At 74.7% G+C, this 25,048-nt stretch carries 22 protein-coding genes and 1 pseudogene; 13 read left to right on the top strand and 10 right to left on the bottom strand.

The features are described 5' to 3' along the window. The 4 genes and pseudogenes from ACZ6Z8_RS37425 to ACZ6Z8_RS37410 all read left to right on the top strand — a co-directional run. A pseudogene (locus tag ACZ6Z8_RS37425) lies at positions 1–228 on the top strand (electron transfer flavoprotein subunit beta); the annotation flags it as partial. Between the two features lie 45 nt (positions 229–273). Next, the gene (locus ACZ6Z8_RS37420) at positions 274–1,236 is read left to right on the top strand and encodes an electron transfer flavoprotein subunit alpha/FixB family protein (protein ID WP_465614433.1); all 963 of its coding nucleotides are present in this window, start codon (positions 274–276) and stop codon (positions 1,234–1,236) included. Between the two features lie 179 nt (positions 1,237–1,415). Beyond that, a complete protein-coding gene (locus ACZ6Z8_RS37415; RefSeq protein ID WP_465614432.1) occupies positions 1,416–2,840 on the top strand; it encodes an acyl-CoA synthetase in 1,425 nt (474 codons plus the stop codon). A gap of 327 nt (positions 2,841–3,167) precedes the next feature. Continuing rightward, entirely contained in the window at positions 3,168–4,088 is a 921-nt protein-coding gene (locus tag ACZ6Z8_RS37410) for a C40 family peptidase (protein WP_465614431.1), read from the top strand. A gap of 135 nt (positions 4,089–4,223) precedes the next feature. Here ACZ6Z8_RS37410 and ACZ6Z8_RS37405 read toward each other — a convergent pair whose 3' ends face one another. Then, positions 4,224–5,138 (bottom strand): PfkB family carbohydrate kinase, encoded by a 915-nt coding sequence (locus ACZ6Z8_RS37405; RefSeq protein ID WP_465614430.1) that lies wholly within the window; start codon positions 5,136–5,138, stop codon positions 4,224–4,226. Between the two features lie 430 nt (positions 5,139–5,568). Here ACZ6Z8_RS37405 and ACZ6Z8_RS37400 point away from each other — a divergent pair, with 430 nt between their 5' ends. After that, complete coding sequence (locus ACZ6Z8_RS37400) at positions 5,569–6,636, top strand: NUDIX hydrolase (protein WP_465614429.1); 1,068 nt, start codon at positions 5,569–5,571, stop codon at positions 6,634–6,636. A 152-nt stretch (positions 6,637–6,788) separates the two neighbouring features. After that, the gene (locus ACZ6Z8_RS37395) at positions 6,789–7,616 is read left to right on the top strand and encodes a DUF4184 family protein (RefSeq protein ID WP_465614428.1); all 828 of its coding nucleotides are present in this window, start codon (positions 6,789–6,791) and stop codon (positions 7,614–7,616) included. Here ACZ6Z8_RS37395 and ACZ6Z8_RS37390 read toward each other — a convergent pair. After that, positions 7,592–8,956, bottom strand: coding sequence for a M20/M25/M40 family metallo-hydrolase (locus ACZ6Z8_RS37390; RefSeq protein WP_465614427.1), 1,365 nt, complete (start codon positions 8,954–8,956; stop codon positions 7,592–7,594). The two genes, ACZ6Z8_RS37395 and ACZ6Z8_RS37390, sit on opposite strands and share 25 nt — an antisense overlap. Before the next feature lie 253 nt (positions 8,957–9,209). Here ACZ6Z8_RS37390 and ACZ6Z8_RS37385 point away from each other — a divergent pair, with 253 nt between their 5' ends. Continuing rightward, positions 9,210–10,388, top strand: a complete 1,179-nt coding sequence (locus ACZ6Z8_RS37385; protein WP_465614438.1) for a geranylgeranyl reductase family protein — start codon at positions 9,210–9,212, stop codon at positions 10,386–10,388. A gap of 95 nt (positions 10,389–10,483) precedes the next feature. Here the strand turns inward: ACZ6Z8_RS37385 and ACZ6Z8_RS37380 are convergent, their stop codons facing one another. Then, the gene (locus ACZ6Z8_RS37380) at positions 10,484–11,467 is read right to left on the bottom strand and encodes an ArsR/SmtB family transcription factor (protein WP_465614426.1); all 984 of its coding nucleotides are present in this window, start codon (positions 11,465–11,467) and stop codon (positions 10,484–10,486) included. Between the two features lie 148 nt (positions 11,468–11,615). On the opposite strand from ACZ6Z8_RS37380, the gene ACZ6Z8_RS37375 reads away from it, so the two are divergent. After that, on the top strand, positions 11,616–12,989 hold the full coding sequence (locus ACZ6Z8_RS37375; protein ID WP_465614425.1) for an MFS transporter: 1,374 nt from the start codon (positions 11,616–11,618) through the stop codon (positions 12,987–12,989). Positions 12,990–13,091: 102 nt separating this feature from the next. On the opposite strand, the gene ACZ6Z8_RS37370 is transcribed toward ACZ6Z8_RS37375, so the two are convergent. Further along, a complete protein-coding gene (locus ACZ6Z8_RS37370) occupies positions 13,092–13,496 on the bottom strand; it encodes a RidA family protein (protein WP_402828385.1) in 405 nt (134 codons plus the stop codon). 106 nt (positions 13,497–13,602) lie between these two features. Then, positions 13,603–14,400 (bottom strand): ATP-grasp domain-containing protein, encoded by a 798-nt coding sequence (locus ACZ6Z8_RS37365; RefSeq protein ID WP_465614424.1) that lies wholly within the window; start codon positions 14,398–14,400, stop codon positions 13,603–13,605. Positions 14,401–14,599: 199 nt separating this feature from the next. Here ACZ6Z8_RS37365 and ACZ6Z8_RS37360 point away from each other — a divergent pair, with 199 nt between their 5' ends. Then, on the top strand, positions 14,600–15,373 hold the full coding sequence (locus ACZ6Z8_RS37360; RefSeq protein ID WP_465614423.1) for an enoyl-CoA hydratase family protein: 774 nt from the start codon (positions 14,600–14,602) through the stop codon (positions 15,371–15,373). A 172-nt stretch (positions 15,374–15,545) separates the two neighbouring features. On the opposite strand, the gene ACZ6Z8_RS37355 is transcribed toward ACZ6Z8_RS37360, so the two are convergent. Next, entirely contained in the window at positions 15,546–16,328 is a 783-nt protein-coding gene (locus ACZ6Z8_RS37355) for a maleylpyruvate isomerase family mycothiol-dependent enzyme (RefSeq protein ID WP_465614422.1), read from the bottom strand. A 176-nt stretch (positions 16,329–16,504) separates the two neighbouring features. Here ACZ6Z8_RS37355 and ACZ6Z8_RS37350 point away from each other — a divergent pair, with 176 nt between their 5' ends. Then, positions 16,505–17,260 carry an acyltransferase gene (locus tag ACZ6Z8_RS37350; protein WP_465614421.1) on the top strand — a complete coding sequence of 252 codons (756 nt, stop codon included), beginning with the start codon at positions 16,505–16,507 and terminating at the stop codon, positions 17,258–17,260. Positions 17,261–17,438: 178 nt separating this feature from the next. Here the strand turns inward: ACZ6Z8_RS37350 and ACZ6Z8_RS37345 are convergent, their stop codons facing one another. Next, positions 17,439–18,860, bottom strand: a complete 1,422-nt coding sequence (locus tag ACZ6Z8_RS37345; protein WP_465614420.1) for a PucR family transcriptional regulator — start codon at positions 18,858–18,860, stop codon at positions 17,439–17,441. A 150-nt stretch (positions 18,861–19,010) separates the two neighbouring features. Between ACZ6Z8_RS37345 and ACZ6Z8_RS37340 the strand changes: the two genes are divergently transcribed. Beyond that, complete coding sequence (locus ACZ6Z8_RS37340) at positions 19,011–19,934, top strand: esterase/lipase family protein (protein ID WP_465614437.1); 924 nt, start codon at positions 19,011–19,013, stop codon at positions 19,932–19,934. 72 nt (positions 19,935–20,006) lie between these two features. Here the strand turns inward: ACZ6Z8_RS37340 and ACZ6Z8_RS37335 are convergent, their stop codons facing one another. Beyond that, positions 20,007–20,603: a HutD/Ves family protein gene (locus ACZ6Z8_RS37335; RefSeq protein WP_465614419.1), complete on the bottom strand. Its 597-nt coding sequence runs from the start codon at positions 20,601–20,603 to the stop codon at positions 20,007–20,009. A gap of 138 nt (positions 20,604–20,741) precedes the next feature. Continuing rightward, positions 20,742–22,046 (bottom strand): MFS transporter, encoded by a 1,305-nt coding sequence (locus tag ACZ6Z8_RS37330; protein WP_465614418.1) that lies wholly within the window; start codon positions 22,044–22,046, stop codon positions 20,742–20,744. Positions 22,047–22,063: 17 nt separating this feature from the next. Between ACZ6Z8_RS37330 and ACZ6Z8_RS37325 the strand changes: the two genes are divergently transcribed. Together ACZ6Z8_RS37325 and ACZ6Z8_RS37320 are read left to right on the top strand one after the other, a co-directional pair. Then, entirely contained in the window at positions 22,064–23,338 is a 1,275-nt protein-coding gene (locus ACZ6Z8_RS37325; protein ID WP_465614417.1) for an ROK family protein, read from the top strand. A gap of 140 nt (positions 23,339–23,478) precedes the next feature. Then, a complete protein-coding gene (locus tag ACZ6Z8_RS37320; protein ID WP_465614416.1) occupies positions 23,479–24,609 on the top strand; it encodes a PLP-dependent cysteine synthase family protein in 1,131 nt (376 codons plus the stop codon). Positions 24,610–24,716: 107 nt separating this feature from the next. Here the strand turns inward: ACZ6Z8_RS37320 and ACZ6Z8_RS37315 are convergent, their stop codons facing one another. Then, positions 24,717–25,046, bottom strand: a complete 330-nt coding sequence (locus tag ACZ6Z8_RS37315; protein ID WP_465614415.1) for a DUF6191 domain-containing protein — start codon at positions 25,044–25,046, stop codon at positions 24,717–24,719. Positions 25,047–25,048 lie beyond the last annotated feature (2 nt).

The following is a 25,048-nucleotide window of genomic DNA, read 5'->3' as shown; positions in this document are numbered from 1 at the left end:
CGCTACCCCTCGTTCAAGGGGATCATGGCGGCGAAGAAGAAGCCGGTGCAGTCGCTGGACCTGGACGACCTGGGCATCGAGGCGGACGAGGTCGGCCTGACGGGTTCGTGGACGGCGGTCGAGTCGGTGGCGGCGCGTCCGGCGCGCACCGCGGGCACGGTCGTCAAGGACGAGGGCGAGGGCGGCAAGCAGCTCGCCGCGTTCCTCGCCGACCAGAAGTTCATCTAGTCCCGCCCGTCAGCGCATCCAACGATCGATCAGGAGCAACGAATCATGGCTGAGATCCTGGTTCTGGTGGACCACGCCGAAGGTGCGGTCCGCAAGCCCGCCCTCGAACTGCTGACCCTGGCCCGCCGCATCGGCGAGCCGTCCGCCGTCGTGCTGGGCGCGGGTGCCGCGGCCGCCGACATCGCCGCCAAGGCCGCCGAGTTCGGCGCCGCCAAGGTGTACGTCGCGGACGGCGCCGAGTTCGCCGACCAGCTGGTCGTCCCCAAGGTGGACGCCCTGGCCCAGATCGCCCGGACGGTGTCCCCGGCCGCCGTGCTGGTGACGTCCTCCGGCGAGGGCAAGGAGGTCGCCGCGCGCGTCGCGCTGCGGATCGGCTCCGGCATCATCACCGACGCCGTCGACCTGGAGGCCGGCGACGGCGGTCCGGTCGCCACCCAGTCGGTGTTCGCCGCGTCCTTCCAGGTGAAGTCCAAGGTCACCAAGGGCGCGCCGGTCATCACCGTCAAGCCGAACGCCGTCGCCCCGGAGGCCGCCCCGGCCGCCGGCGCCGTCGAGAACGTGTCGGTGGAGTTCACCGGCAACGCCGCCAAGGTCACCTCGCGCACCCCGCGCGTCTCGACCGGCCGCCCGGAGCTGACCGAGGCCGCCATCGTGGTCTCCGGCGGCCGCGGCGTCGGTGCCGCCGAGGGCTTCGGCGTGGTCGAGGAGCTCGCGGATGCCCTGGGCGCGGCCGTCGGCGCCTCGCGCGCCGCCGTCGACGCCGGCTGGTACCCGCACAGCAACCAGGTCGGCCAGACCGGCAAGCAGGTCTCCCCGCAGCTGTACATCGCGGCGGGCATCTCCGGTGCCATCCAGCACCGGGCCGGCATGCAGACCTCGAAGACCATCGTGGCCGTCAACAAGGACCCGGAGGCCCCGATCTTCGAGCTGGTCGACTACGGCGTGGTCGGCGACCTCTTCCAGGTGCTGCCGCAGCTCACCACCGAGGTGAAGGCCCGCAAGGGCTGATCCGAGCGGTCCCATGGACCGGAGGGCGTGGCACCGGGTGCTCGGTGCCGCGCCCTCCGCCGTTTCCGCCCCCCGTGCGGGAGGCGGCGCCGCGCCGGCCCGTAGAGTCGGCCCGACGGCGGCCGGGCGCGGGAGCCCGGCGGCGCGATCAGGGCGAGGACGAGGGCGAGGACGGAAGCATGGCACTGCTGACGGCACTTCAGGGCGACCACGGCGACGCGGCGGAGGCGCTGCGGATCGACGGCCGGGCGCTCTCCCGGGAGGAGCTGCTCGGCGCGGCGACGGCGGTGGCCGACCGGGTGGCCGGGGCTCCCGCGCTCGCCGTGCTCGCCCGGCCGACCGTGGAGACGGTCACCGCCGTGGTCGGCGGCCTGCTGGCGGGCGTCCCGGTGGTGCCGCTGCCGCCCGACTCGGGCCCCAAGGAGCGTGAGCACATCCTGCGCGACTCGGGCGCGACGCTGCTGGCGCACGCCGCCGGGGAGGCCGCGCCCGACGGCGTGTCGGTGACGGCCCTGCCCGTCGACCCCGCCGAGCGCTCGTCGACCACGTACGCCGAGCCGGCCGCCGACACGACCGGCTTCGTCCTCTACACCTCGGGCACCACCGGCGCGCCCAAGGGCGCGGTGATCCGGCGTGCGGCGATCGCCGCCGACCTGGACGCCCTCGCCGCCGCCTGGCAGTGGACCGCCGAGGACACCCTCGTCCACGGGCTGCCGCTGTTCCACGTGCACGGCCTGCTGCTCGGCGTGCTGGGCGCCCTGCGCACCGGCAGCCGGCTGGTGCACACCGGCCGGCCGGACCCCGCGGGGTACGCGGCGGCGGGCGGCAGCCTGTACTTCGGCGTGCCCACCGTCTGGTCCCGGCTGGCGGCGGATCAGGAGGCGGCCGGGCGGCTGTCCTCGGCCCGGTTGCTGGTTTCCGGCAGCGCGCCGCTGCCCGTACCGGTGTTCGAGAAGCTGGCGGCGCTCACCGGGCACGCCCCGATCGAGCGCTACGGGATGACCGAGTCTCTGATCACCGTCAGCACCCGGGCGGACGGCGAGCGGCGGCCCGGCAGCGTCGGGCTGCCGCTGGAGGGGGTGCGCACCCGGCTGGTCGGCGAGGACGGCGAGCCGGTGCCGTACGACGGGGAGAGCGTCGGCGAGCTGCAGGTCTGCGGCCCCACGCTGTTCAGCGGCTACCTCAACCGGCCGGACGCCGACGCGGAGGCCTGGACGGCGGACGGCTGGTTCCGCACCGGGGACGTCGCGGTGATCGGGGCGGACGGCTTCCACCGGATCGTCGGACGCGCCTCGGTGGACCTGATCAAGAGCGGCGGCTACCGGATCGGCGCGGGTGAGGTGGAGGCCGCGCTGCGCGACCACCCGGCGGTCGCGGACGCGGCGGTGGTCGGCGCGCCGGACGAGGACCTCGGACAGGCGATCGTCGCGTACGTCATTCCGGACGGCGTCGTGACGGGCGAACAGCTGACGGCCTTCGTCGCGGAGCGGCTCTCGGTGCACAAGCGGCCGCGACGGGTGGTGCTCGTGTCCGAACTGCCCAGGAACGCCCTGGGAAAGGTGCTGAAGAAGCAGCTGCTGGCGGAGGCCGAGCGCCGTTGGTGAGGGGGCGTCGGGAGCGCCCGGCGGTGACGGGTGTTCACCCTGATGCGCCGTCGGTGCCCCCCGCCCGGAAACCTTCCTTTGGCGCACTCCACTGCGCGCAGTGAGCGAACGCGTGCCTAACGTGACACGCAGGCAGAACTGAATCCCGGGTGACGTGTCGCGACTTCCGGTCGCACGGCCGGAGGCCGCAGCACGTCGGACGGGATCTGCCGAGCCGTACGAACCGGTCCTGCCGGGGCGTACCGCGTGTCCGCAGCAGTTTCCGCAGCCGCCTCCTGGGCGGCCGTTCGCCGCAGTGCGTTCGCAGCAGTGAAGGAAGTCAGCAGGATGACCACCGTCAACACCGGCGCGCCGGATGCCGCCGACGAACCGACCGGGCAGCACGCCCCCGCCACCGACACCCGTTCCGCCACCGCCGACCGTCCCGCGCGGGCCGGGCGGATCCGCCGGGGGATAGGCATGGCGGCCGTGATCGCGGTCGGCGCGGGGGCCATCGGCCTCGGCACCGGCGTGAGCCCCGCCGCGGCCGAGCGGGCGCCGGCGCACGCCGGGTGGGACGGCTCGCGGTACTGGTTCAAGAACAGCCAGGGGCAGTGGCGCTGGACCAGCCACTACAGCGTGTACCTGGCGCGGACCGGCGGGGCGCAGTCCTCCTCGAAGTCCTCGCCCTCGAAGTCCTCGTCCAAGTCGTCGTCGAAGTCCTCGAACGGCGGGATCAAGCAGGGCTGGGACGGCTCCCGGTACTGGTTCAAGAACAGCAAGGGGGAGTGGCGCTGGACCTCCCACTACGACGTCTACCTGGAGCGGACCGGCGGCTCCTCGTCCTCGGGCGGCTCCTCGTCCGGTTCGTCGTCCGGCTCCTCGGGCGGCTCGGTGGCGGCGGACCACAACGTCGAGACGGCGGTGCAGTACGCGCTCGCCCAACTCGGCAAGCCGTTCCGGACCGCGGGCAACGGGCCCGACGGGTACGACTGCTCGGGCCTGGTGCAGCAGTCCTTCCGGCGCGGCGGCATCTCCCTGCCGCGGGTCGCCAACGACCAGTACGCGGCCACCACGCCGATCAAGGCGAGCCAGCTGCGCCGCGGTGACCTGCTGTTCTGGTCGCCGAGCGGGACCGCCCGGGGCATCCAGCACGTGGCGATCTACCTCGGCAACAACCAGTACGTGGAGGCCGCGCGGCCCGGGACGCGGATCCGGATCTCGTCGATCAGCAAGGGGTACTACCCGGCGTTCATGGGACGGCCGTAGCGCACCCCGTGCGGGGCGCCCGGGCCGGCGGGCCCGGGCGCCCCGCACGCCCGGGGGCCTCGCGTCGAACGTCGGTCGGTCAGGGGTCGGTCCCCGGTCCGTCGGTGACCGTTCAGCGGTCCGTCAGCGGGTCGGTCAGAGATCGGCCGGGCGGGGGAGCGCGCCGCGGGCGCCGAGTGCGGTGACGGCGAAGGCCCCGGCGGCCACGGCGGTGGCGGCCGCGTCCGGGAGGGACGCGCCGCGGGCGAGCCGGGCGGCGAGCGCGCCGCAGAACACGTCGCCGGCGCCGGTGGTGTCGACCACCCGGACGGCGGGGGCGGGCAGCCGGGTGAGTCCTTCCCCGGTGACGACCAGGGCGCCCTCGCCGCCGAGGGTGACCACCGCCCCCTCGGCCCGCCGGGCCAGGACGTGGGCTGCCTCGGCGGCGGTCGCGGTGCCGGTGAGCTGGCGGGCCTCGACGGCGTTGGCCACCACCAGGGGGCGGCGGCCGCTGGGACCGGGGCCGGGCAGGTCGCCGGCCGGGGCGGTGTTGTGCAGCCAGCGGGTGCCGCCCTCGGGGCCCGCGGCGGGCAGCGCGGCGGCGGTGGCGCGGATGCAGTCCGCGGGGACCTCGTTGCTGGTGAGCACCACGTCGACCGGGAGCAGGTGGAGCCGGGCCAGGGCGGCGGTGACCTCCTCCGGGGTCAGCCGGGCGTTGGCGCCCGGGACGACCACGATGCTGTTCTCGCCGCCGGGGTCGACCATGACGATCGCCTGACCGGTGGGCGCACCGGTGTCGGTGTGCACGGCGCCCGTCTCGACCTGCGCGCCGCGCAGATCGGCGAGCGCCGCCTCTCCGTCGGCGTCGCGCCCCACCTTGGCGACCAGGTGGGTCGCGGCCCCCATCCGGGCCGCCGCCACCGCCTGGTTGGCGCCCTTGCCGCCGAACCCCCGGGTGGCGTCGTCGGCGAGGACGGTCTCGCCGGGTGCGGGGAGTACCGGGCAGCGGAGGATCCGGTCGGTGTTGACCGAGCCGATGACGATGACCCGGCCGGCGGGGAGCAGCTTCATCGTTCCTCTGTACGTGCCGGGGCGCGCGCGGCGCAAGGGGTACGCGCCGTGGCGGGCGGAGACCGGCCGGGTCGCGCCGGGGTCGTGCCGTTGTGCCGGGTCGGCGGGGAGGGGCGCGGGGCGGCGCAGGGGCGGGGTGAGCGGCGTACGGATGGGGCGCGCGCGGGAAGTCGGCCGGTCCGGGTGCGCGTGCGCAGGGGGTGGCCGCAGGGTGCGGCTTTGCTGTCGGCCGGTCCGCTCCTTTCCGTACCGGGCCCGTGGCCTGGGCACATGCCCCTGTCAAGGGGCGGGCCGGGGCGCGCGGGCGGGCGCGGCAAGCAGTTTTGGGGAGCGGCATGGCGCGGGTACCACCACGGGTGGCGCTGGTTCGGCCGACGGGGGCGCTGCCCGGTGCGAACGGCATCGGGGCAAGTCGAGGGCAGGGGACGTTGTGATCGTCTGGGTCAATGGCACATTCGGGGCGGGCAAGACGAGCGCCTGCCGCGAGCTGGTGGAACTGCTGCCGGGGAGCGTGCTCTTCGATCCCGAGCTGGTGGGCTTCGGGCTGCGCCGGATGCTCCCGGCCGACCGGCTGGCCACGGTGTCCGACTTCCAGGACCTCGCGGCCTGGCGCCGGCTCGTGCCCGAGACGGCGGCGGCGCTGATCGGCGAGGTCGGCGGCCCGCTGGTGGTGCCGATGACGCTGCTCAGAGAGGACTACCGGGACGAGATCTTCGGAGACCTCGCCGCGCACGGGATCGCGGTGCACCACTTCGTCCTGGACCCAGAAGAAACGATCCTGCGTGACCGCATCGCGCGCCGCGAGGAGTGCCCCGGCGATCCGGAGGCCAGCGAGCGGATCCGCACCTGGTGCTTCGAACACCTGCCCCGCTACCGGGCCGCCCGCCGCTGGCTGGTCGGCGACGCCCGGATGCTCGACACCAGCGCGCTCACCCCGCGCGAGACCGCGCACCGGATAGCCGAGCTGGTCCGGGTCGGCGACGCGCGCTGCCCGATCGTCCAGGCCCCCGACCAGACCGGGGACACCGTCGCCTCGGCCGTGCTGTTCTTCGACGAGCAGGACCGGGTGCTGCTCGTCGACCCGGTCTACAAGCCCGACTGGGACTTCCCCGGCGGCGTGGTCGAACGCGGTGAGGCCCCCACCGACGCCGCCCTGCGCGAGACCGCCGAGGAACTGGGACTGCGGCTCGACCCCTCGGTGCTGCGCCTGCTCGCCGTCGACTGGGAACCGCGCACCGGCCCGCGCCGCGGCGGCCTGCGGCTGATGTACGACGGCGGGCTGCTGGACGACGCGGGCCGGCAGAACCTGCTGCTCCAGCAGGAGGAACTGCGCGGCTGCCGGTTCGTCACGCTGGACGAGGCGGCCGACCTGCTGCCGCCGAGCCGCTACCGGCGCCTCGCGGCCGCGCTGGACGCCCGGCGGAGCGGCGAGCTGCGGTACCTGGAGGCGGGGTGCCGGGTGGCGCTCGGCCTGGCCAGCACGGCGGACGCCGTGTAGGACTCGCGCGGGACGGCCGGTGCAGCGGGGACGGCCGGTGCGGCGGGACGGCCGGTGCAGCGGGGAGGGCCGGTGCGACGGGCAGGGCCGGTGCGGCGGGGAGCGCGGGCCCTGGTTGGCCGGGCGGGCGGTGGGGGCGTCAGGATGGGGGCATGCCCTTCACGTTGAGCCACCCCGCCGCCGTCCTGCCCCTGCTGCGCGCCGCCGGGGAGCGCGGGCCGTTGGTGGCCTCGGCGCTGGTGGCCGGGTCGATGGCGCCCGACGTGCCGTTCTTCGCGGAGTCGCTGCTGCCCGGGGTGTACGGGCACGGCGGCCTGACGCACGCGTGGTGGGCGGTGCCGACGCTGGACGTGGCGATCGCCGGTGCGCTGGTGGCCGGGTGGCACGGGCTGCTGCGGGCGCCGCTGGTGGGACTGCTGCCCGAGCACTGGGCGGGCGGCGCGGAGGCGCTGACGGCCCGGCGGCCGGGCGGCGCGGGCTCGGGCCCGCGGGGCGTCGACGCGGCGTGGTTCCTGGCCTCGGCGGCCGTCGGAGCGGCCACCCACGTCGGTTGGGACGCCTTCACCCACGGCGGGCGGCTGGGCGTGCGGCTGCTGCCCGTACTGGACCGGAAGGTGGTCGGCGTCCCGGTCTACGAGGCTCTGCAGTACGGGAGTTCGGCGCTCGCGCTGGCCGCGATGGGCGGTTGGGCGGCGCGCGCGGTACGGGCCGTCGAACCGGTGCGCCCGGCCGTGCGGCTCGCACCGCGGACCCGGCGGCTGGCCACCGCGGCGCTGGGCGCGGCGACGGCGGCCGGGGTGCTGCACCGGCTGAGCCCGCTGCGGCGCAACTTCGTCCCGGAGGTGTGCTTCGGTGCCGGGGCCGGACTCGCGGTGGGCGCGGTCGGCTACGCGGCGGTGGTCGCGGCCGCCCGCCGGTGGCGTGGCGGGCGGCCCGGGACCGGTGCGAACTCGCCTCAGCTGGAACGCAGTTCGGCGTAGCGGCGGAGGAACAGGGCCTCGGCGAGGGCCATCCGCTCCAGCTCCTGCGGGTCGACGCTCTCGTTGACGGCGTGGATCTGGGTGGTCGGCTCCTCGACGCCGATCAGCACGATCTCGGCCTGCGGGTAGAGCGAGCGCAGGGTGTTGCAGAGCGGGATCGAGCCGCCCTCGCCGGCCGTCACCATCGGGGTGCCGAAGGCCTCGGCCATCGCCTCGCCCATCGCCTCGTAGGCCGGGCCGTCGGTGTCGGCGAGGAACGGGGCGCCGTTGCCATGGCGCCGGATCGTCAGCCGGGCGCCCAGCGGGACCTGTGCCTCCAGGTGGGCGACCAGGGCGTCCTGGGCGGCGTCCGAGCTCATGCCCGGCGGGACGCGCAGGCTGATCAGCGCCTTGGCGGCGGCCTGCACCGACGAGGTGGCGCCGATCACCGGCGGGGCGTCGATGCCGAGGACGGTGACGGACGGGCGGGCCCAGAGGCGGTCGGCGACGGTGCCGGTGCCGGTCAGCTCGACGCCGTCGACCACCTTGGCGTCGGCGCGGAACTGCTCCTCCGGGTACTGCACGCCCTCCCAGGTCTGGTCGGAGGCCAGCCCGGCGACCGCGACGTCGCCGTTCTCGTCGTGCAGCGAGGCGAGCACCCGGACCAGGCACTGCAGCGCGTCCGGGGCGGCGCCGCCGAAGGCACCGGAGTGGAGGTTGCCTGCCAGGGTGGTGATCGAGGCCTCGACCACCGTCATGCCGCGCAGCGAGGCGGTCACGGTGGGCAGGCCGGGGGCGAAGTTGCCGGTGTCGCCGATCACGATCGCGTCGGCGGCGAGCAGCTCGGGGTGGGCCTCGGCGTAGCGCTCCAGGCCACCGGTGCCCTGCTCCTCCGAGCCCTCCACGATGATCTTCAGGCCGACCGGGTAGCCGTCCCCGTACACCTGGCGCAGCGCCCGCAGGGCGGTCAGGTGCATCAGGATGTTGCCCTTGCAGTCGGCGGCGCCGCGCCCGTACCAGCGGCCGTCACGCTCGGTCAGCTCGAAGGCGGGGCTGAGCCAGTCGTTCTCGTCGAGCGGGGGCTGGACGTCGTAGTGCGAGTAGAGCAGGACGGTCGGGGCGCCCTCCGGGCCGGGCAGTTCGCCGTAGACGGACTGGGTGCCGTCCGGGGTGTCCAGCAGCTGGATGTTGCCCAGGCCCTCGGCGGCGAAGGCGTCGGCGACCCACCGGGCGGCCTTCTGGCACTCCTCGACCGGGAACTGGCGCGGGTCGGCGACCGACGGGAACGCGACCAGCTCGGCGAGGTCGGTGCGGGCACGGTCCATCAGGGACCGGACGGCGTCGGCCAGGGGCTGTGACATCGGTGCTCCGTGGGGGAGGTCCGCCCGGGGGGTGGTTCGGACGGAGGAGGTCGGTTGGGGTACCGCCGATCATAGGCGGAGCCGTTCGGGGGGCCTCCGGGGAGCTTCGGGATCGGTGGGCGGTTCGGTGGGTGGTGCGGCGTCCGGGCCGGTGGTCGGACGCATAGGATTGCTCGACGTGACTGACTCCGGAAGCCCCGATTCCCGTAGCCCGCTCGACAGCCCGCGCGACAGCCCGCTCGACGAGGCGCCGCTGCCGCCCGACGGCGTCTGGGACGTCGTGGTGGTCGGCGCCGGACCGGCCGGGGCCTCGGCCGCGTACGCCGCCGCCGCGCAGGGCCGCCGGGTGCTGCTGCTCGACAAGGCCGAGCACCCCCGCTACAAGACCTGCGGCGGCGGGATCATCGGCCCGTCCCGGGACAGCCTGCCGCCGAACTTCGAACTGCCGCTGCAGGACCGGGTGTCCGCCGTCACCTTCGCCTACGACGGCCGGTACACCCGGACGCGCCGGTCCCGGCGGATGCTGTTCGGGCTGGTCAACCGGGACGAGTTCGACCTGCGCCTGGTGCAGGCGGCCAAGCAGGCCGGGGCGGTGCTGGTCACCGGGGTGACCGTCACCGGGGTCGAGCAGCGCGGCGGCGAGCACCGGACGGCGCTGGTGACGGCGGCCGACGGGCGCAGCTTCGAGGCCCGCGCGGTGGTCGGCGCGGACGGCAGCGCCAGCCGGATCGCCCGCCACGTGGGCGTCACCTTCGACCAGATCGACCTCGGTCTGGAGGCCGAGATCCCGGTGCCGCCGCAGGTGGCCGCCGACTGGTCGGGCCGGATCCACCTCGACTGGGGTCCGCTGCCCGGCAGTTACGGCTGGGTGTTCCCGAAGACCGAGACCAGCAGCCTGACCGTGGGTGTCATCTCGGCGCGCGGCGACGGTGAGCGGACCAAGCAGTACCTCGCCGACTACATCCGGCGGCTGGGCTTGTCCGGCTTCACCCCGCGGGTCGAGTCCGGGCACCTGACCCGCTGCCGGGCCGAGGACTCGCCGCTCTCCCGCGGCCGGGTGCTGGTCGCCGGGGACGCGGCCGGGCTGCTGGAGCCGTGGACCCGCGAGGGCATCTCGTACGCGCTGCGCTCGGGCCGGCTGGCCGGTGAGTGGGCGGTGCGGGTCGCGGAGGCGGGCGACGCCGGGGCGGTGCGGCGTGAGGCGCTGAACTACGCGTTCGCGGTGAAGGCCGGGCTGGGTGTGGAGATGCGCGCGGGCAAGCAGCTGCTGGGTGCCTTCGAGCGGCGGCCGTACCTGTTCCACGCGGCGGTCTGCCTGGTGCCGGCGGCGTGGCGGGCGTTCGCCCGGACCACGCAGGGGCACACCACCTTCGCGCAGTTGCTGCGGCAGAACCGGGCGGCGCGCAAGTTGATGGCGATGGCCGCGCGGTAGCGGTAGCGGTTGGCGGAACTGGCCCGGGGCCGCGCTGTTCGCGGACTGCCAGGCGCCGTGGGCGCCGTGGGCGCTGCCCTGAAGTCTGTTCGCTGTCACCTGCCGCCCGTCAGCTCGTCCCCGAGCACGCTGCGCCGGTACAGCACCGAGCGGCCGTGCCGGGCCCGGGTGACCAGGCCGGTGGCCGACAGGACCGAGAGGTGCTGGCTGACCGCGCCCGGGGTGACGCCGAGGCGGTAGGCGAGCTCGGTGGTGGAGGCCGGTTCGGCGAGCAGTGCGAGCAGCCGGGCCTTTGGTGCGCCGACCAGTGCCTCCAGGGCCTGCGGGGGCACCGGTGAGCCCTGGTCGGCCATGCCCGCCTGCCCGCGTGCCGGGTAGCTGATCTGCGGCGCGCGGCTGCTGTCGATCATGGTGATCGCGCCCCTGACGAAGAAGGTCGGGCAGAGGACGAGCCCGCGGCCGTCCACCGCGGTCTCCACGTCCCCGTCCGTCCACTGCCGGTTGATCGAGAGCACGCCGTCGGTCCACCGCAGCCGGTGGTCCAGGTCCGTGAACAGGGCCGCGGCGCCGTGCTGGGCGAGCACCCGGGCCCGGTACACCAGGTCGGCCTCCAGCACCGCGCGGGCCTGCGGCCACCAGGTGGGGGCCAGGCACGTCTCCCAGTACTCCTCCAACGCGTCGCAGATCCGCGCCAACAGCCGCTCCGGACGGGCGAGTCCGGCTTCGAGCAGGTCGGGCAGCGGCTGTCCGTTCGGGAGGAACGTCTGCTCCAGTTCGCCGCGCAGCAGCTCCGGCGGCAGCCCACGCACGGTGGCGAGCTCGGTGCGGAACTCGGGGGCGGGGGCGGACGGACGGGGCGTCAGGAAGTCGGGGACCCAGCGGTTGTCGGCGACCAGGGACAGCAGCAGCCGGGAGTCCAGGCGCTCGAACGAGGGCCGGAGTCGCTCGAAGGCCCGGCTCTGCAGCCGGTACACGCCCGGGTGGGTCCACATCCGCAGGCTGAGCGTGGCCTCCAGGATCGGGGAGTAGGCGAACCAGGTGGTCGCGAGGTCGGCCAGGCGAAGGGTGAAGCGGTGCACGGGCGTTGTCCTTCCGATGCCGACGTGCGACTGCCGGCGCTTCGACTGCCGACGTCCGGCTGCCGACGTCCGACTGCCGACCCGCGGAGTTTTAGCCAGAGCCTAAAGGAATAGCCGGTCCACCCCGTCCGCCGGTGGAATCGTCGGCATGACCACCTCACCGGCGGAGTCCTCCGCACCGTCCTTCGCCATGCCCGAACCGGCCGGGGCCGGCCGCCTGCCGGAGGCCCTCCGACGCCGCCTGCACCCGGACCCGACGGTCCGCCGGCTGGCCGGGATCACCCTGGTCAACACGGTGGGAAACGGCCTCTCGCTGTCCGTCGCGGTGCTGTTCTTCACCCGGGTGCTCGGCCTGAGCGCCGCCCAGCTGGGGTTCGGGATGACCGCGGCCGGCCTCTGCGGGGTCGTCGCCAGCGTGCCGGCCGGCCGGGCCGCCGACCGCTGGGGCGCCCGGAGGGTCCTGGTGGCACTGGTCTCGGCGGAGGCGATCGGCACCGCGGGGTACGCCTTCGTGCACAGCTACCCGGCCTTCGTGGCCCTGGCCTGCGCCGTCTCCGCCGTCGACCGGGGATCCTCCGCGGCCCGCAACGCCCTCTACGCCGAGGTGCTGCCCGCCGACCGCCGGGTGGCCGGCCGGGCGCACCTGCGGGTGGTGACCAACATCGGCATCTGCCTGGGAACGGGGCTCGGCGCGATCGCGCTCCAACTCGACACCCGGGCGGTCTACCTGACCGCGATCCTGGCCGACGCCGTGTCCTACGTGGCCGTCGCGCTCCTGCTCCACCGGCTGCCCGCGGTGACGGGGACGGCGAGCGGGTCCGGTATGGCGAGCGGGTCCGGTATGGCGAGCAGGACCGGCACGGCGAACCCGTCGGACCCCGCCGACAAGGGCGGCAAGCAGGGCCGCCGGGGCAACCCGGCACTGCGCGACGGGCCGTTCCTGATGGTGACCCTGCTGTGCTCGGTGCTCGGACTGCAGTTCGCCGTGCTGGAGGTGGGCGTGCCGCTGTGGATCGTCCAGCACACGGAAGCGCCGCGGATCACCGTCGCGGGCAGCCTGATCGTCAACACCCTGATGGTGATCGCCCTGCAGGTACGGGCCACCCGCGGTACCGAGGAGCGGACGGCCGCCGCCCGGGCGTGCCGTCGGGCCGGGCTGCTGCTCGCCGCCTCCTGCCTGGTCATCGCCCTCGCGCACGGACTGCCGGGGATCGTCGCCGCAGTGGTGGCGCTGGCCGGGGTCGCGCTGCAGTCGCTCGCCGAAGTGATGGGCCAGGCGGGCGGCTGGGCGCTGAGCTACGACCTCGCGGGCGAGCGCGGCCACGGCGCCTACCAGGGCGTGTTCAACGCCGGGACGGCGGCCGCGATGATGGCCGGTCCGGCGCTGGTCAGCACCGCGGTGATCGGCTTCGGGCTGGCCGGATGGGCCGTCCTGGGCGCGGTGCTGGCGGCGGCTGGCCTGGCGATGGGCCCCGCCGTCCGGTGGGCCGGGCGGCGGGACGCACGGCTGCGGGTCGCGTGACGCGTCGGGTCGCGTCCCTGTGACGCGCCGAGCCGCGCCCCTGTGACGCGCCGAGCCGCGCCCCTGTGACGCGCCGAGCCGCGCCCCTGTGACGCGCCGCGGCTACTCCTGGACGATCGCCATCGCCTCGATCTCGATCAGCACGTCCGGCCGGAACAGCGCCGCGACCTGCATCGCGGAGGCCGCCGGGAGCGGGAGGTCGCCCAGGTACTCGTCGCGGGCCTCCCGGATCGCCGGGAGGTGGGCGATGTCGGTCATGAAGAAGGTGAACTTGACGACGTCCGAGAAGTCGGCCCCGGCGGCGGCCAGGCAGCGGCGGAGGTTCTCGAAGACCTGCCGGGCCTGGGCCTTCGGATCACCCGCACCGACCAGGTTCCGGTGCTCGTCGAAGGCGACCTGCCCGGAGACCTGGACCAGTCGGCCGCTGCCGGTGACGACCTGGGTGTAGCCGGTCCCGGGGGCGACGCCGGGCGGCTCGGTGATGTGGGTGAGGTGCTTGGTGGTCATGGCGCACGATCGTGCGCCATCGCCCGTCGGCGTCGCAAGCGGCGCCGCAAGCGGTGGCGCACGCGGTGGCGCCGGCCGATCGGATCGGCGTGACCAACCCGCCCCTTCAGCGCACCACTTCGGGCAGTGCGCGTCGGAACGGCCCGTCGGCGCTCGACAGTTGGGCGTCCGGACCGGAGGAGCGCAGCACGACGTCCAGGACGTCCTCCGGCTCGGCGGCGTAACCCCCGCTCGCCCAGGCCGCGTTGGCCTCCACCACCGCCCAGCCGCGGTCCGTCCGTCCGACGTCCACCACCACCGCGCTCGGCAGCGGGGCGTGCTCGGCCGAGGCGGCCAGTACGTCGCGGGCGAAGGCCGGCACCTCGGAGGCGTCCCGCCCGAGCGGAGCGACGGACAGGTCGCCGTCCACCGCGTAGCGCGAACCGGCCCGCACCGCACCGTCCAGGACGAACAGCCGGTACTCGGCGCGGAACCGCACCACCTCGCTGACGAGTACCGGCGTGTCGCCGTCCAGCAGGTCGGGACCGGGCAGCGCGCCGCCGTCGGCGTAGACCCGGGCGGCGAACAGCTTGTCCGCCGGGGGCTTCACGAAGGCCGGGCCGCGCCGCGTACGGGCCTCGGCCAGCGTGGTCGCGGACACCCGCCGACCTGTCAGCGCGAGCGGCAGCCGGGCCAGCCAGTCCTCGGCGGGCTCCAGCAGGGCGAGACCTAGTTCCCGGCCGACCGCGTCGGCGAACAGCGGCCCGCCGTACACGTGCACCGGCGCGCCGAGCAGTTCGCGCGGCGCCCGCCAGGAGGCGGCGGTGAACGCCCGCAGTCCGCGCAGCCCGGCGGCGGTGCGCAGCTGGAGGCCGGTCTCGTTGATGCGCGGAGCGAGCAGCAGGACGGGGGTCTCGGTGGTCATGGCGCCCATGCTGCCGGGCGGCGGACCGCCGCGACCAGCGGTTTTCCGTCCGGCCGTCGACCGCTCCGGTCCGCCGGGCCGCGGTTGGCTCTGGCCGAGGGGCGGGTGGGCGTGCCAGAGTCGTGCCGGCGCTGTCCGGGCACCCCCGGATCGCGCCCGCAGTCCGACCCACCCTCAGCCGGAAGGCAGGCCCACGCCGATGACCAGCGCAGAGCCCCTCGTCCGCGTCACCACCGCCGACGCCGTCACCACGCTCACCCTCGACTCGCCGCACAACCGCAACGCGCTCTCCTCCCGCCTGATGTCCGAGCTGCACGCCGGACTCGCGATGGCCGCGGCGAACCGGGACGTGCGTGCGGTGGTGCTCACCCACACCGGCAAGGTGTTCTGCGCGGGCGCGGACCTCTCCGAGGCGACCGGCGCGGACCCGACGGTGGGCCCGCGCGGCCTGGTCGAGCTGCAGAAGGCGATCGTGGACTGCACCAAGCCGGTGATCGCCGTGGTCGACGGGCACGCCCGGGCCGGCGGCCTCGGCCTGATCGGCGCGGCGGACCTCGCGATCGCCGGACCGGCCGCGACCTTCGCCTTCACCGAGGTCCGCCTCGGCCTCGCGCCCGCCGTCATCTCGCTGCCGCTGCGCCCCAAGCTGGAGCCTCGCGCCGCCTCCCGCTACTACCTCACCGGCGAGGTCTTCGACGCCGCCGAGGCGGCCCGGATCGGGCTGATCACCCAGGCCGCCGGGTCCACCGAGGACACCGGAGTGGTGCTGAAGGGCCTGCTGGACGCGCTGCGCCAGGGCTCGCCGCAGGGGCTGGCGGAGTCGAAGCGGCTGGCGAACGCCGAGGTGGTGCGGTCCTTCCAGCGGGACGCGGACGAGCTGGTGCAGCTGTCGGCGCGGCTGTTCGGGTCGGCGGAGGCGCAGGAGGGGATGCGGGCGTTCCTGGAGAAGCGGCCGGCCGCCTGGGTGCGCTGAGGCTGGGTGCGCTGAGGCCGGGTGCGCCGAGAACGGTGCGCTGAGGCTGAGCCGACCGGCGGGCCGGCCGACGGGCGGGCTCGGAGTTAGGGGCCCGTGGTTCGGATCCGGCCCGCCCGGGTCGGTGACCGGGCGGGCCGGCGCGGTGGGGCGTCGGTGGGCCACCGGAGGGTCAGCGGATCGTCGCACCGTCCCGCCAGAGGTCGAGCAGGCTCCGGTCCCCGCTGAGCTCGATCAGACCGGGCTGCGCCTGCCGTTCGGCCTGTTCGACCGTCAGTCGGTTCCAGAGCAGCAGGTAGAGCTCGCGGGCCGGGCCGGTGACGGTCAGGTCGGCCGGTTCGGGGCTCTCCTCGGTGGTGACGGTGAGCGGCTCGCGGGAGACGGCCAGGCGCCAGGAGCCCGGGCCGTCAGTGGTTCGGATCCGGACGGTGCGGGGGCTGTCGCTGTGCACCTTCGCCCGGCCGCGGGCCATGAAGCCGCGCAGCAGTTCGTCGATGCCGTCCAGGGCGAGCGCGGTGTCCACGGCCGGGCCAGGGGAGCCGGCCGCCGCGTCGGCGTCGAAGCGGTGGACGGCGGTCTCGTGGGCCTGGCGGCGGGCCCAGAAGGCCAGCGGGCTGGGTGCGGGCAGGAAGGTCCAGCACTCGATGTCGGACGGCGCCTCCGACAGCGTCGTCACCAGTGCCGCGTGGCCTTCGCGGAACCAGTCGAGCAACGCGGCGTCCGAGGGGTCCGGACCGATGACGGCCTTTCCGCCCACCTCGTCCAGCACGGCCCCCAGCCCCTTCGCCGGGTAGGCGGCGGCCCAGCGGTGCACCTGGCCGACGTGCCGCACCAGGTCGCCCAGCCGCCAGTCCGGGCAGGTCGGGACGGGCGCGGTGAGGTCGGTGCGGGCGGCGGCGTCGGCCAGCAGGGCGCCCTCGCGGCGCAGCGCGTCGATGTGCTCGGTGATCTCCATGGGGCGCAGTCTCCCACCGGGGTCCGACAGCGGTGGCGGATTTCGGACGGCCGTGGGGCCGGCGCGCGACGGCCGGTCGGAGCGGTGCGCCGAAGCGACGGGGGTGGCTGCCGGGACGGGTGTGATGTCGGCCTCCCGGCGGACGGGCGGATCCTACGGGCCGGTAACGTGAGCGCATGCCGATAACCCGTTCCCTCCTCTCCGCCGTCCGGGCCGGTGGCCGCCGGGCCGCCGGACACCTCGTCCACCGGGGCTGGCGCTGGATGCAGCGGACCGGTGCGGTCACCAACCGGAACCCCGGCCCGTACCGGTTCGGCGAGCTGGGTGACGGCACGAGCCTCGCCTTCCCGCTCGGGGCGGTGTTCAACGAGCAGTGGATCACCATCGGGCCGTTCTCGATCATCGGCGAGCGGGTCACCATCAGCGCGGGCTTCCTGCCCGGGCTCGACCTCGGCCCGGAGCCGATCGTGCGGATCGGCGGCGGCTGCGTGATCGGCCGGGACAGCCACATCGTGGGCCACCAGTCGATCGTCATCGGCGACGACGTCTGGACCGGCCCCGGTGTGTACGTGAGCGACCAGGCGCACGAGTACCGCGACACCGAGCTGCCGATCGGCAAGCAGTGGCCGCGCAACGAGCCGGTGGAGATCGGCGCGGGCAGCTGGATCGGCACCGGCGCGGTGATCATGCCGGGGGCTCGGATCGGGCGCAACGTGGTGGTCGCGGCGGGCGCCGTGGTGCGCGGCGAGGTGCCCGACCACAGCGTGGTGGCCGGCGCCCCGGCCAAGGTGGTCCGCCGCTGGAGCGAGGAGGAGGGCTGGCAGCCGCCGCTGCGCCACGAACCGCCCCGGCCGGTGCCGGACGGGGTGTCGGCGGAGCAGCTGCGGGCCCTGGTCGGATGGGACCTGCGGCTGCCGGGGGAGCAGGCCTGAGGATCGTTCTGCAGATCTTTCGGCCGAACTCTCCCGCTTCCTGACGGTTCGTCGACCGGGGTGCCGTTCGGCCGCGCCGGACAGCTGGGTGGGCGCCTACTCCCACCTGAACTGCTGAGCACCGGTGTGTCACCGCGGCCCGCGCCATCCCGTACCCGGTGGCGCGGGCCGCGCCATGTCACAACTGAACGGCGGGAGAAGGCGGTTCGCTCGGTGAGCGGCGGGCGGCGGCCGACTGCTCCGCGGTCCGCGCGGCGATCGCGGCGGTGATCCGCAGGAGGTCGGCCGGGCGGGCCGGGTCCAGGCCGGTGAGGACGGCGATCCGGCGCAGCCGGTAGTCGACGGTGTTCGGGTGCAGGTGCAGGGCGCTCGCGGTGTGGCGGCGGTTGAGGCCGCCGGCCAGGTGGGTGCGCAGGGTGGTGAGCAACTCCCCGCCGTCGCCGAGCGGTTCCAGCAGGGCGGCCAGCCGGGAGCGGGCCCGGCTGGGCCGGGTCAGCTGGTACTCCAGCAGGACGTCGTCCAGTCGGTGCAGCCCCGGCGGTCGGCCGAAGGCCCTTGCCACGTCGAGGACTTCGTAGGCCAGGGCGGCGGCGCCGGGCACCTCCCCCGGTGCCGCGGTGGCCGCTCCGGCCAGGACGGGAACGCCGGCGGCGCGGGCCGCGGCGGCGAGGGCGGCGGAGAGCTGAGGCCACAGCTCGTCCGCCACCCGCCCGTCCGTCGGACCGGCGGACCGGTCCGGCGGGGTGTCCAGCGGGACGAGCACCAGGCCGCCCGAGGGGGTGAGCGAGGTGAGCGCCGACCGCCGGGTGCGGTGGTCGAGTTCGGCGCCGAAGCGGCGGAGCTTGCGGCGGGCGGCGATGCCCGGGTCGATGCCGGGCGAGTGCTCGTCCGGGTGGTCGGCGAGGGACAGGCAGAGCACGGCGTAGCCCGCCGGAAGCTCCGTCCCGGCCCGGGCGGCGGCCTCCTCGGTGGAGGTGCCGGCGAGCAGTGCGGTGAGCAGGGACTGCCGGGCGGTTGAGCGTCGGTCGCCGGCCGAACGCTGCCCGTCCAGGTAGCCGGCACCGGCGGCGGTGGCGGCCCGGCGGAGCTGGTCGAGCAGCAGGCGGTTGAGCAGCAGCAGGTCGGCGGCGTCACCGGCGTGGGCGTCCCGGGTGAGGAACTCCCAGCAGACTTCGAGCCCGAGGTGGTGGGCGAGCAGCACCGCGTCCAGTGGCAGGCCCTCCTCGGCGCGGCGGGCGGCGGCCTCCCGTACGTCCGTGAACTCCTCTGCGGGGGCCGGCGATCCGGTCCGCACGGCGTGGGCGAGGGCGCGGATGCGGCGTTCGGCGTCCCGGGTGAGCTCGCCGGTGAGCTGCTCGCGGGGGAGGCGGCGGTAGACCGGCACGCGGTCCAGCAGGGCGGTGACCACGCTCGTGGCCAACTCGCGGGCGCCGCCCAGGAGTCGCTGGTCCGCAGGGAGTCCGCCGATCACCGGGACGCGCCACCGGGTGGGGTGGTCGGTGCCGGTGGGGGAGTCGGCGGAGGGCTCGCCGGGGCGGGTGGTGGGCGCTGGGGCGGAGTGGGTCGTGGGGGTGCAGTGGGGTGCGTTGTGACCGGTCACAGAGAACACCGTCCAGGTCTGGGGAACGCCCAAGGGCCGGGCCGGAGGGGCGACCGCATCATTGAGCCACTCGGGTTACCTGTTGGTAACAAACTTCCGCCGTGGAGGCAACAGTTGAGAACCCCACTTCTCCGCTTCTCCGCAACTCCCTTGCGCCGACGGCTCGGAGGAGCCTTCGGTGCGGCCGTACTGGCCGGCGTGCTGCTGGCCGGCGCGGCGGCGGCGCCCGCTTCGGCGGCACCGGCGGCGGCACCGGCCGCCGCCACCGCGGCCGAACTCCCGCCCGACGGCGACACGGTGGCCTCGCCGCCCGGCGCCAACGACTGGAACTGCCGACCGTCCGCCGCGCACCCCGACCCGGTGGTGCTGGTGCACGGCACCTTCGCCAACCGCTACGAGAACTGGCTGGCGCTCTCCCCGCTGCTGAAGGGCCTCGGGTACTGCGTCTTCGCCCTCGACTACGGCACCGTCCCCGGAATCACCTCCACCGGCAGCGGCCTGCTGCTGCCGATCGGCGGCCTCGGGGCGGTGCCCGCCTCGGCGGCCCAACTCGGCCACTTCGTCGACCTGGTGAGGACCGCGACCGGTGCCGCCAAGGTCGACATCGTCGGCCACTCGCAGGGTGGCATGCTGCCGAACTACTACCTGAAGTTCCTCGGCGGGGCCTCGAAGGTGGACAAGCTGATCGGCCTGGCGCCGTCCAACCACGGCACGACCCTCGACGGGATCACCAACCTGGCGCCGTACTTCCCCGGGGTGGCCGACCTGATCTACACGGTCTGCCAGGCCTGCCGTGACCAGGCGGTGGGCTCCGGCTTCAACGCCACGATGGCCTCGCGGGCGGACACCGTGCCGGGCGTGCACTACACGGTGATCTCGACCGTGTACGACGAAGTCGTGACCCCGTGGCGGACCCAGTTCCTCAACGGGCCGGACGTGGACAACGAGGTGCTGCAGGACCACTGTCCGGTCACGCCGGCCGAGCACGTGGCGATCGCCTTCTCGCCGACGGCGCTGCACCTGGTGACCAACGCCCTGGACCCGGCGCACGCCACGCCGGTGTTCTGCGGCTGACGGTTCGCGGTCCGCGCGGCCGAGTGGCGCTGCCCGTGCCTCGGGGTGCTCCGGGGCACGGGCGGTGGCCGTTCAGCTCGTGGTGGTGGCCTTCGCAGTGCCGGCGGCGCGGAAGGTGATGACGGCCGTGACGCCATCGGGCCGCAGCTGGTGGGTGCCGGGTGCGTCGAGCAACGCGGCGTCGTAGCGGGTCAGTTCGGCGCCGTCGACGGCGGCCGCACCGGCGAGGCAGACCAGCAGCACGGTCGTGGCGGGCAGGACCTGGACGGTGCCGGGCTCGGTGACCAGGTCCACGGTGGCCTCGGTCCGGCCGCGGCGGGTCATCACGTTGAAGTCCACCACCTCACCGCCCAGCAGCCGGCAGTCGGTGGTGGCGTCGCCGGGGAAGGCGAACGGGCGGAACGGGGCGTCGACCGACCGCTCCACACCGTCCACGGTGAGCACCATGCCGGGGCCCTCGACCAGGGTGATCACCCGGTCGATCCCGGGGAACGGCGAGAAGGGCCCCGCCGAGGCCACGTCGGCGAGGCTGACCCGCCAGTCGAAGTCGTTCAGCCCGGCCCCGACGGGGAACCCGGCGACCTCCCTGGTCACCCCGCCCCCGTTGAGCCACGGGGTGGCCGGGCGCTCACTCGCCCGCAGTACCTGGATGCGTCCGCTGGTGGTCATGAGGCCGCATCCTGCCACTTGTGCGGACGGCCGCGGAACAGGTGACGGCGAACAGCGAACAGCGAACGGATGACAGATGATGAAATCTGTTATCCGTTCGCTGTCATCTGTCATCTGTCATCTGTCATCCGTCGCCTGTCAGCCGCGCCGCCCGACCGCGAACGGCAGCAGGGCCGCAGTCGTCGCCGCGACGGCGACCGTGGTGAGGGCCAGCGGCAGCCCGGCCGCGTCGGCGAGGAAGCCGATCACCACCGGCCCGACGAGCATGCCCCCGTACCCGAGCGTCGAGGCCAGCGCGACGCCCTGCGGTCCGCCCGCCGCGCCGGCGCGTGCGATAGCGAGCGGGAACAGATTGGCCAGCCCCAGGCCGACCAGGACGAACCCGCCGATGGCCACCGGTACCGCCGGGGCCAGCGCGGCCACCAGCATCCCGGCCGCCGCGGTCAGGCCGCCGAGCAGCATCAGCCGGTTCTGACCGAGCCGTATGGACAGCCAGGTGCCGCCCACCCGCCCGCTGGTCATGGCGAAGGCGTAGGCGGCGTACCCGGCGGCGGCCGTCCCCGCGCTCGCGTGCACGTCGTCGGTGAGGTGGAGGGTGGTCCAGTCGGCAATGGCACCCTCGCCGTACGCCGTGCACAGCGCGGTGAGCCCGAGTACCAGCACCAGCAGTCGGACGGGCGCCCCGGTCGGGCGGCGGGTGGAGTCCCGAGCAGTTCCCGCGGCGGCGCGACCTTCCCCGGCCCCGGCACCGGCCCCTGCCCCTGCCTCCGCCCCTGCCCCGCCGCGCTCCGGCGCGACCATCGGCGCCGCCGGGCTGCGCAGCAGCACGACGCCCGCGCCGACGGTGACGGCCAGTCCGAGCAGTCCGCCGAGCGCGAGAGCCCAAGCGGTGGTCAGCCGGTCGGCGAGCAGCCCGCCCAACCCGGCACCGACCAGTCCGCCGAGGCTGTACCCGGCGTGGAAGCTGGGCATGACGGGCCGCCGCAGCTGCGCCACCAGGTCGACGGCGGCGCTGTTCATGGCGACGTTGGCGCCGCCGTACCCGGCGCCGAACAGCAGGAGCACGGCGCCGAGCGACAGCACCGAGTGGGCGTGCGCGGGCAGTGGTACGGCGAGGCTGAGCAGGGCGAGCGAGCCCACGGTGACCGGCCGCGAGCCGTAGCGGAGGCAGAGCCGTCCGACCAGCGGCATGGTGAGCACGGCGCCGACGGAGAGGCAGAGCAGAGCGAGCCCGAGGGCGCTGTGCGAGGCACTGGCCTGGCTCCGGACGTCCGGGATGCGAACGACCCAGGCGGCGAACAGGAAGCCGTCGAGGGCGAAGAAGGCGGTGAGTGCGAGTCGTGCGGCGCCCCAGGGTCTGTCGGGCGCCGGGGGTGTGCTGCGAGACTGGGGGAGGGATTCGTCGGCGTGGCGGTGGGAACGGATTTTGTTTCGAAGCGGCACAAAGTCACAATAGGGGCGTGCAGCTCTCACCATCAAGCCCGCGGCCCCGCTCCGGGACCGACCCCGACGCGCAGCGCGACGCCCACCGCCGCGCGGCCCCCGACCGGGGTCGGACGCTGCTCGGCCCCGCGCTCTCGCTGATCCACACCGGTCAGGCGCCCACCCGTTCCGCGCTCACCCGCGCGCTGGACGTCACCCGGGCCACCGCCGGCGCGGTCACGGCCGAGCTGGAGGCGCTCGGGCTGATCACCGTCGACTCGCGCCCGGCCGGCGGCGGCCGCGGCCGACCCTCGCACCGGCTGGCGATCGACCCCCACGGTCCGGTCGTGGTCGCCGGCCAGATCCACGCCGACGGGCTGAGCGTCACCCTGGCCGGCCTCGGCGGCCTCCTCGACCCGCCGGTCCACCTGCCGCTGCCCGCCGCCACCGACCCGGTGCGGATGCTGCGCGCCGTCGCCCAGGCCGGTGCAGAACTGGCCCGCGCGACCAGCCGCCGCTGCCTGGCGGCCGCGCTCGCGCTGCCCAACCCGGTCACCGAACCGGACGGCACCGCGCTCGCCGCACTGCACTTCGCCTGGCCCAGCGGCACCCCGGTCGCGGACCTGTACGACGTCGAGGTCGGTCGCGCCGACCACGGACCGCTGGCGGTGCACCCATTGCCCACCGCCATCGCCAACGACGCCAACCTCGCCGCGCTCGCCGAGTACCGGCACGGCGCCGGGCGAGGAGCCCGCCACCTGCTCTTCGTCACCTCCGGCCATCGCGGCGTCGGCGGCGCCCTGGTGATCGACGGCCACCTGCACACCGGCAGTGCCGGGCTCGCCCTGGAGGTCGGCCACCTCACCGTCGACCCGCAGGGCCGTCCCTGCATGTGCGGCAACCGGGGCTGCCTCAACTCCGAGACCGACCCGGACGCGCTGTTCGCCGCCGCCGGCCTCACCCCGCAGCCGGGGCGTCCGCTGCTCGACCAGGCTCGCGAACTGTGCTGGGCCGCCGCGACCGACGAGCGGGCGCGGGCGGCGGTGGAGCACGTGATCGACCGGCTCGGACTCGGGCTGGCCGGGGTCGCCAACATCCTCAACCCGGACCGGGTGGTGCTCAGCGGACTCCATCTCGACCTCCTGGAGGCCGCCCCCGACCGGCTGCGCGCGGTGGTCGCCGAGCGGAGCCTGTGGGGGCGCAGCGGCCGGGTGCCGATCGTCGGCGCGGAGCTGGCGCACGGTGCGCTCGCGGGCGCGGCCGAGCTCGGCTGGGGCCCGTACCTGGCGGACCCGCAGTCGGTACCGGTGTAGCCGAGCGGCGGCGCGCGTCAGCGGGCTGGCTGGGGCCAGGGGCGATAAGCGGAAGCTGGGTCTTCGAAAACGGTCACTTATCGTGACTCTCGTACACTCGTAGTGAGCAACGGGGGGCCGCAGCGAGGGAGTAGTGACCAATGAGCACCCAGTCCGGTGTGAGCCCCGGCATCGAGCCGACCGTCGACGTCGACCGCTCGGACCCGAACTACCGGGCCTGGCTCAAGGAAGCGGTGCGCAAGGTCCAGGCCGACGCCAACCGCTCCGCCGACACCCACCTGCTGCGCTTCCCGCTGCCGGCCGAGTGGGGGATCGACCTCTACCTCAAGGACGAGTCCACCCACCCGACCGGCTCGCTCAAGCACCGCCTGGCCCGCTCGCTGTTCCTGTACGGGCTCTGCAACGGCTGGATCCGCCCCGGCAAGCCGGTGATCGAGGCTTCCAGCGGCTCGACCGCCGTCTCCGAGGCGTACTTCGCCCAGCTGATCGGGGTGCCGTTCATCGCGGTCATGGCCAAGAGCACCAGCCAGGCCAAGATCGACCTGATCCAGTTCCACGGCGGCGAGTGCCACCTGGTCGCGCGCCCGGACGAGGTGTACGCGGCCTCCGCGCAACTCGCCGAGGAGACCGGCGGGCACTACATGGACCAGTTCACCTACGCCGAGCGGGCCACCGACTGGCGCGGCAACAACAACATCGCCGAGTCGGTCTTCGCCCAGCTGCGCCTGGAGCCGCACCCCGAGCCGGCCTGGATCGTCGCCACCGCCGGGACGGGCGGCACCTCGGCGACCATCGCCCGGTACGTGCACTACATGCAGTACGACACCCGGATCTGCGTCGCGGACCCGGAGAACTCCTGCTTCTTCGAGGGCTGGGTCAACCACGATCCGGACGCCGTGTGCGGGAGCGGGTCCCGGATCGAGGGCATCGGGCGGCCCCGGATGGAGCCGAGCTTCGTGCCGGGGTCGGTCGACCGGATGATGAAGGTGCCGGACGCCGCCTCCATCGCCGCGGTGCGGGTGCTGGAGCAGGTGCTGGGGAAGAAAGCCGGAGCCTCCACCGGGACCGGGCTGTGGAGTGCGCTGCGGATCGTCGCGGAGATGCGGGCGGCCGGGCGGACGGGCAGCGTGGTCACCCTGATCTGCGACCCGGGCGACCGCTACCTGGACAAGTACTACTCGGACGACTGGCTGGCCGGAGAGCGGATCGACATCGCACCGTACCGGGGCGCGATGGAGTCCTTCCTGGCGGGCGGCGCCTGGACGGGCTGACAGGCAACAGGTGACAGCTAACAGATGACAGATGACAGATAACAGATAACAGCTGACGGATGACAGATTTCAGATTCTGTCATCCGTCAGCTGTCGTCCGTCAGCGCTCAGTTGACAGCCCCGGCCCCCGGCCCCCGCCGGATCACCGCCCGCCCGCCCGCGAGGTCGATCCCCGTACGCTTCGGCGCACCGTCGTGCTCGTCGTCCCGCAGCACCAGCTCGACCCGCCGCTGTTCCAGCTGCACCCGCTTGCTCGGGTAGAGCAGCGCATGGAGCTCCTCCGTCGCGGTCGCCCCCGCGCCCCGGGCACCCGTCGGGGTGCCCGGTCCGCCCACCGCCGGTCGCCTGCGGAACCGCCGCACCACCGCGCCGAGGAAGAACAGCACCACCAGCCCGGCCGGTAACAGCAATCCGCCCGCCGCGCCCGTCGACAACATGC

The organism is Kitasatospora sp. NPDC101108 (assembly GCF_055584725.1).
Note: the sequence above shows the minus strand (reverse complement) of the source record. Positions and strands in the feature narration are given on the sequence as shown.

Bases quoted from the DNA above. Each gene is read 5' to 3' on its own strand.
- ACZ6Z8_RS37335 (WP_465614419.1), bottom strand. From the start codon at position 20,603: ATGACCACCAGCGGACGCATCCAGGTACTGCGGGCGAGTGAGCGCCCG.
- ACZ6Z8_RS37365 (WP_465614424.1), bottom strand. From the start codon at position 14,400: ATGACCACCGAGACCCCCGTCCTGCTGCTCGCTCCGCGCATCAACGAG.
- ACZ6Z8_RS37350 (WP_465614421.1), top strand. From the start codon at position 16,505: ATGCCGATAACCCGTTCCCTCCTCTCCGCCGTCCGGGCCGGTGGCCGC.
- ACZ6Z8_RS37420 (WP_465614433.1), top strand. From the start codon at position 274: ATGGCTGAGATCCTGGTTCTGGTGGACCACGCCGAAGGTGCGGTCCGC.
- ACZ6Z8_RS37375 (WP_465614425.1), top strand. From the start codon at position 11,616: ATGACCACCTCACCGGCGGAGTCCTCCGCACCGTCCTTCGCCATGCCC.
- ACZ6Z8_RS37320 (WP_465614416.1), top strand. From the start codon at position 23,479: ATGAGCACCCAGTCCGGTGTGAGCCCCGGCATCGAGCCGACCGTCGAC.
- ACZ6Z8_RS37405 (WP_465614430.1), bottom strand. From the start codon at position 5,138: ATGAAGCTGCTCCCCGCCGGCCGGGTCATCGTCATCGGCTCGGTCAAC.
- ACZ6Z8_RS37415 (WP_465614432.1), top strand. From the start codon at position 1,416: ATGGCACTGCTGACGGCACTTCAGGGCGACCACGGCGACGCGGCGGAG.
- ACZ6Z8_RS37315 (WP_465614415.1), bottom strand. From the start codon at position 25,046: ATGTTGTCGACGGGCGCGGCGGGCGGATTGCTGTTACCGGCCGGGCTG.
- ACZ6Z8_RS37355 (WP_465614422.1), bottom strand. From the start codon at position 16,328: ATGGAGATCACCGAGCACATCGACGCGCTGCGCCGCGAGGGCGCCCTG.
- ACZ6Z8_RS37410 (WP_465614431.1), top strand. From the start codon at position 3,168: ATGACCACCGTCAACACCGGCGCGCCGGATGCCGCCGACGAACCGACC.
- ACZ6Z8_RS37390 (WP_465614427.1), bottom strand. From the start codon at position 8,956: ATGTCACAGCCCCTGGCCGACGCCGTCCGGTCCCTGATGGACCGTGCC.
- ACZ6Z8_RS37360 (WP_465614423.1), top strand. From the start codon at position 14,600: ATGACCAGCGCAGAGCCCCTCGTCCGCGTCACCACCGCCGACGCCGTC.
- ACZ6Z8_RS37370 (WP_402828385.1), bottom strand. From the start codon at position 13,496: ATGACCACCAAGCACCTCACCCACATCACCGAGCCGCCCGGCGTCGCC.
- ACZ6Z8_RS37395 (WP_465614428.1), top strand. From the start codon at position 6,789: ATGCCCTTCACGTTGAGCCACCCCGCCGCCGTCCTGCCCCTGCTGCGC.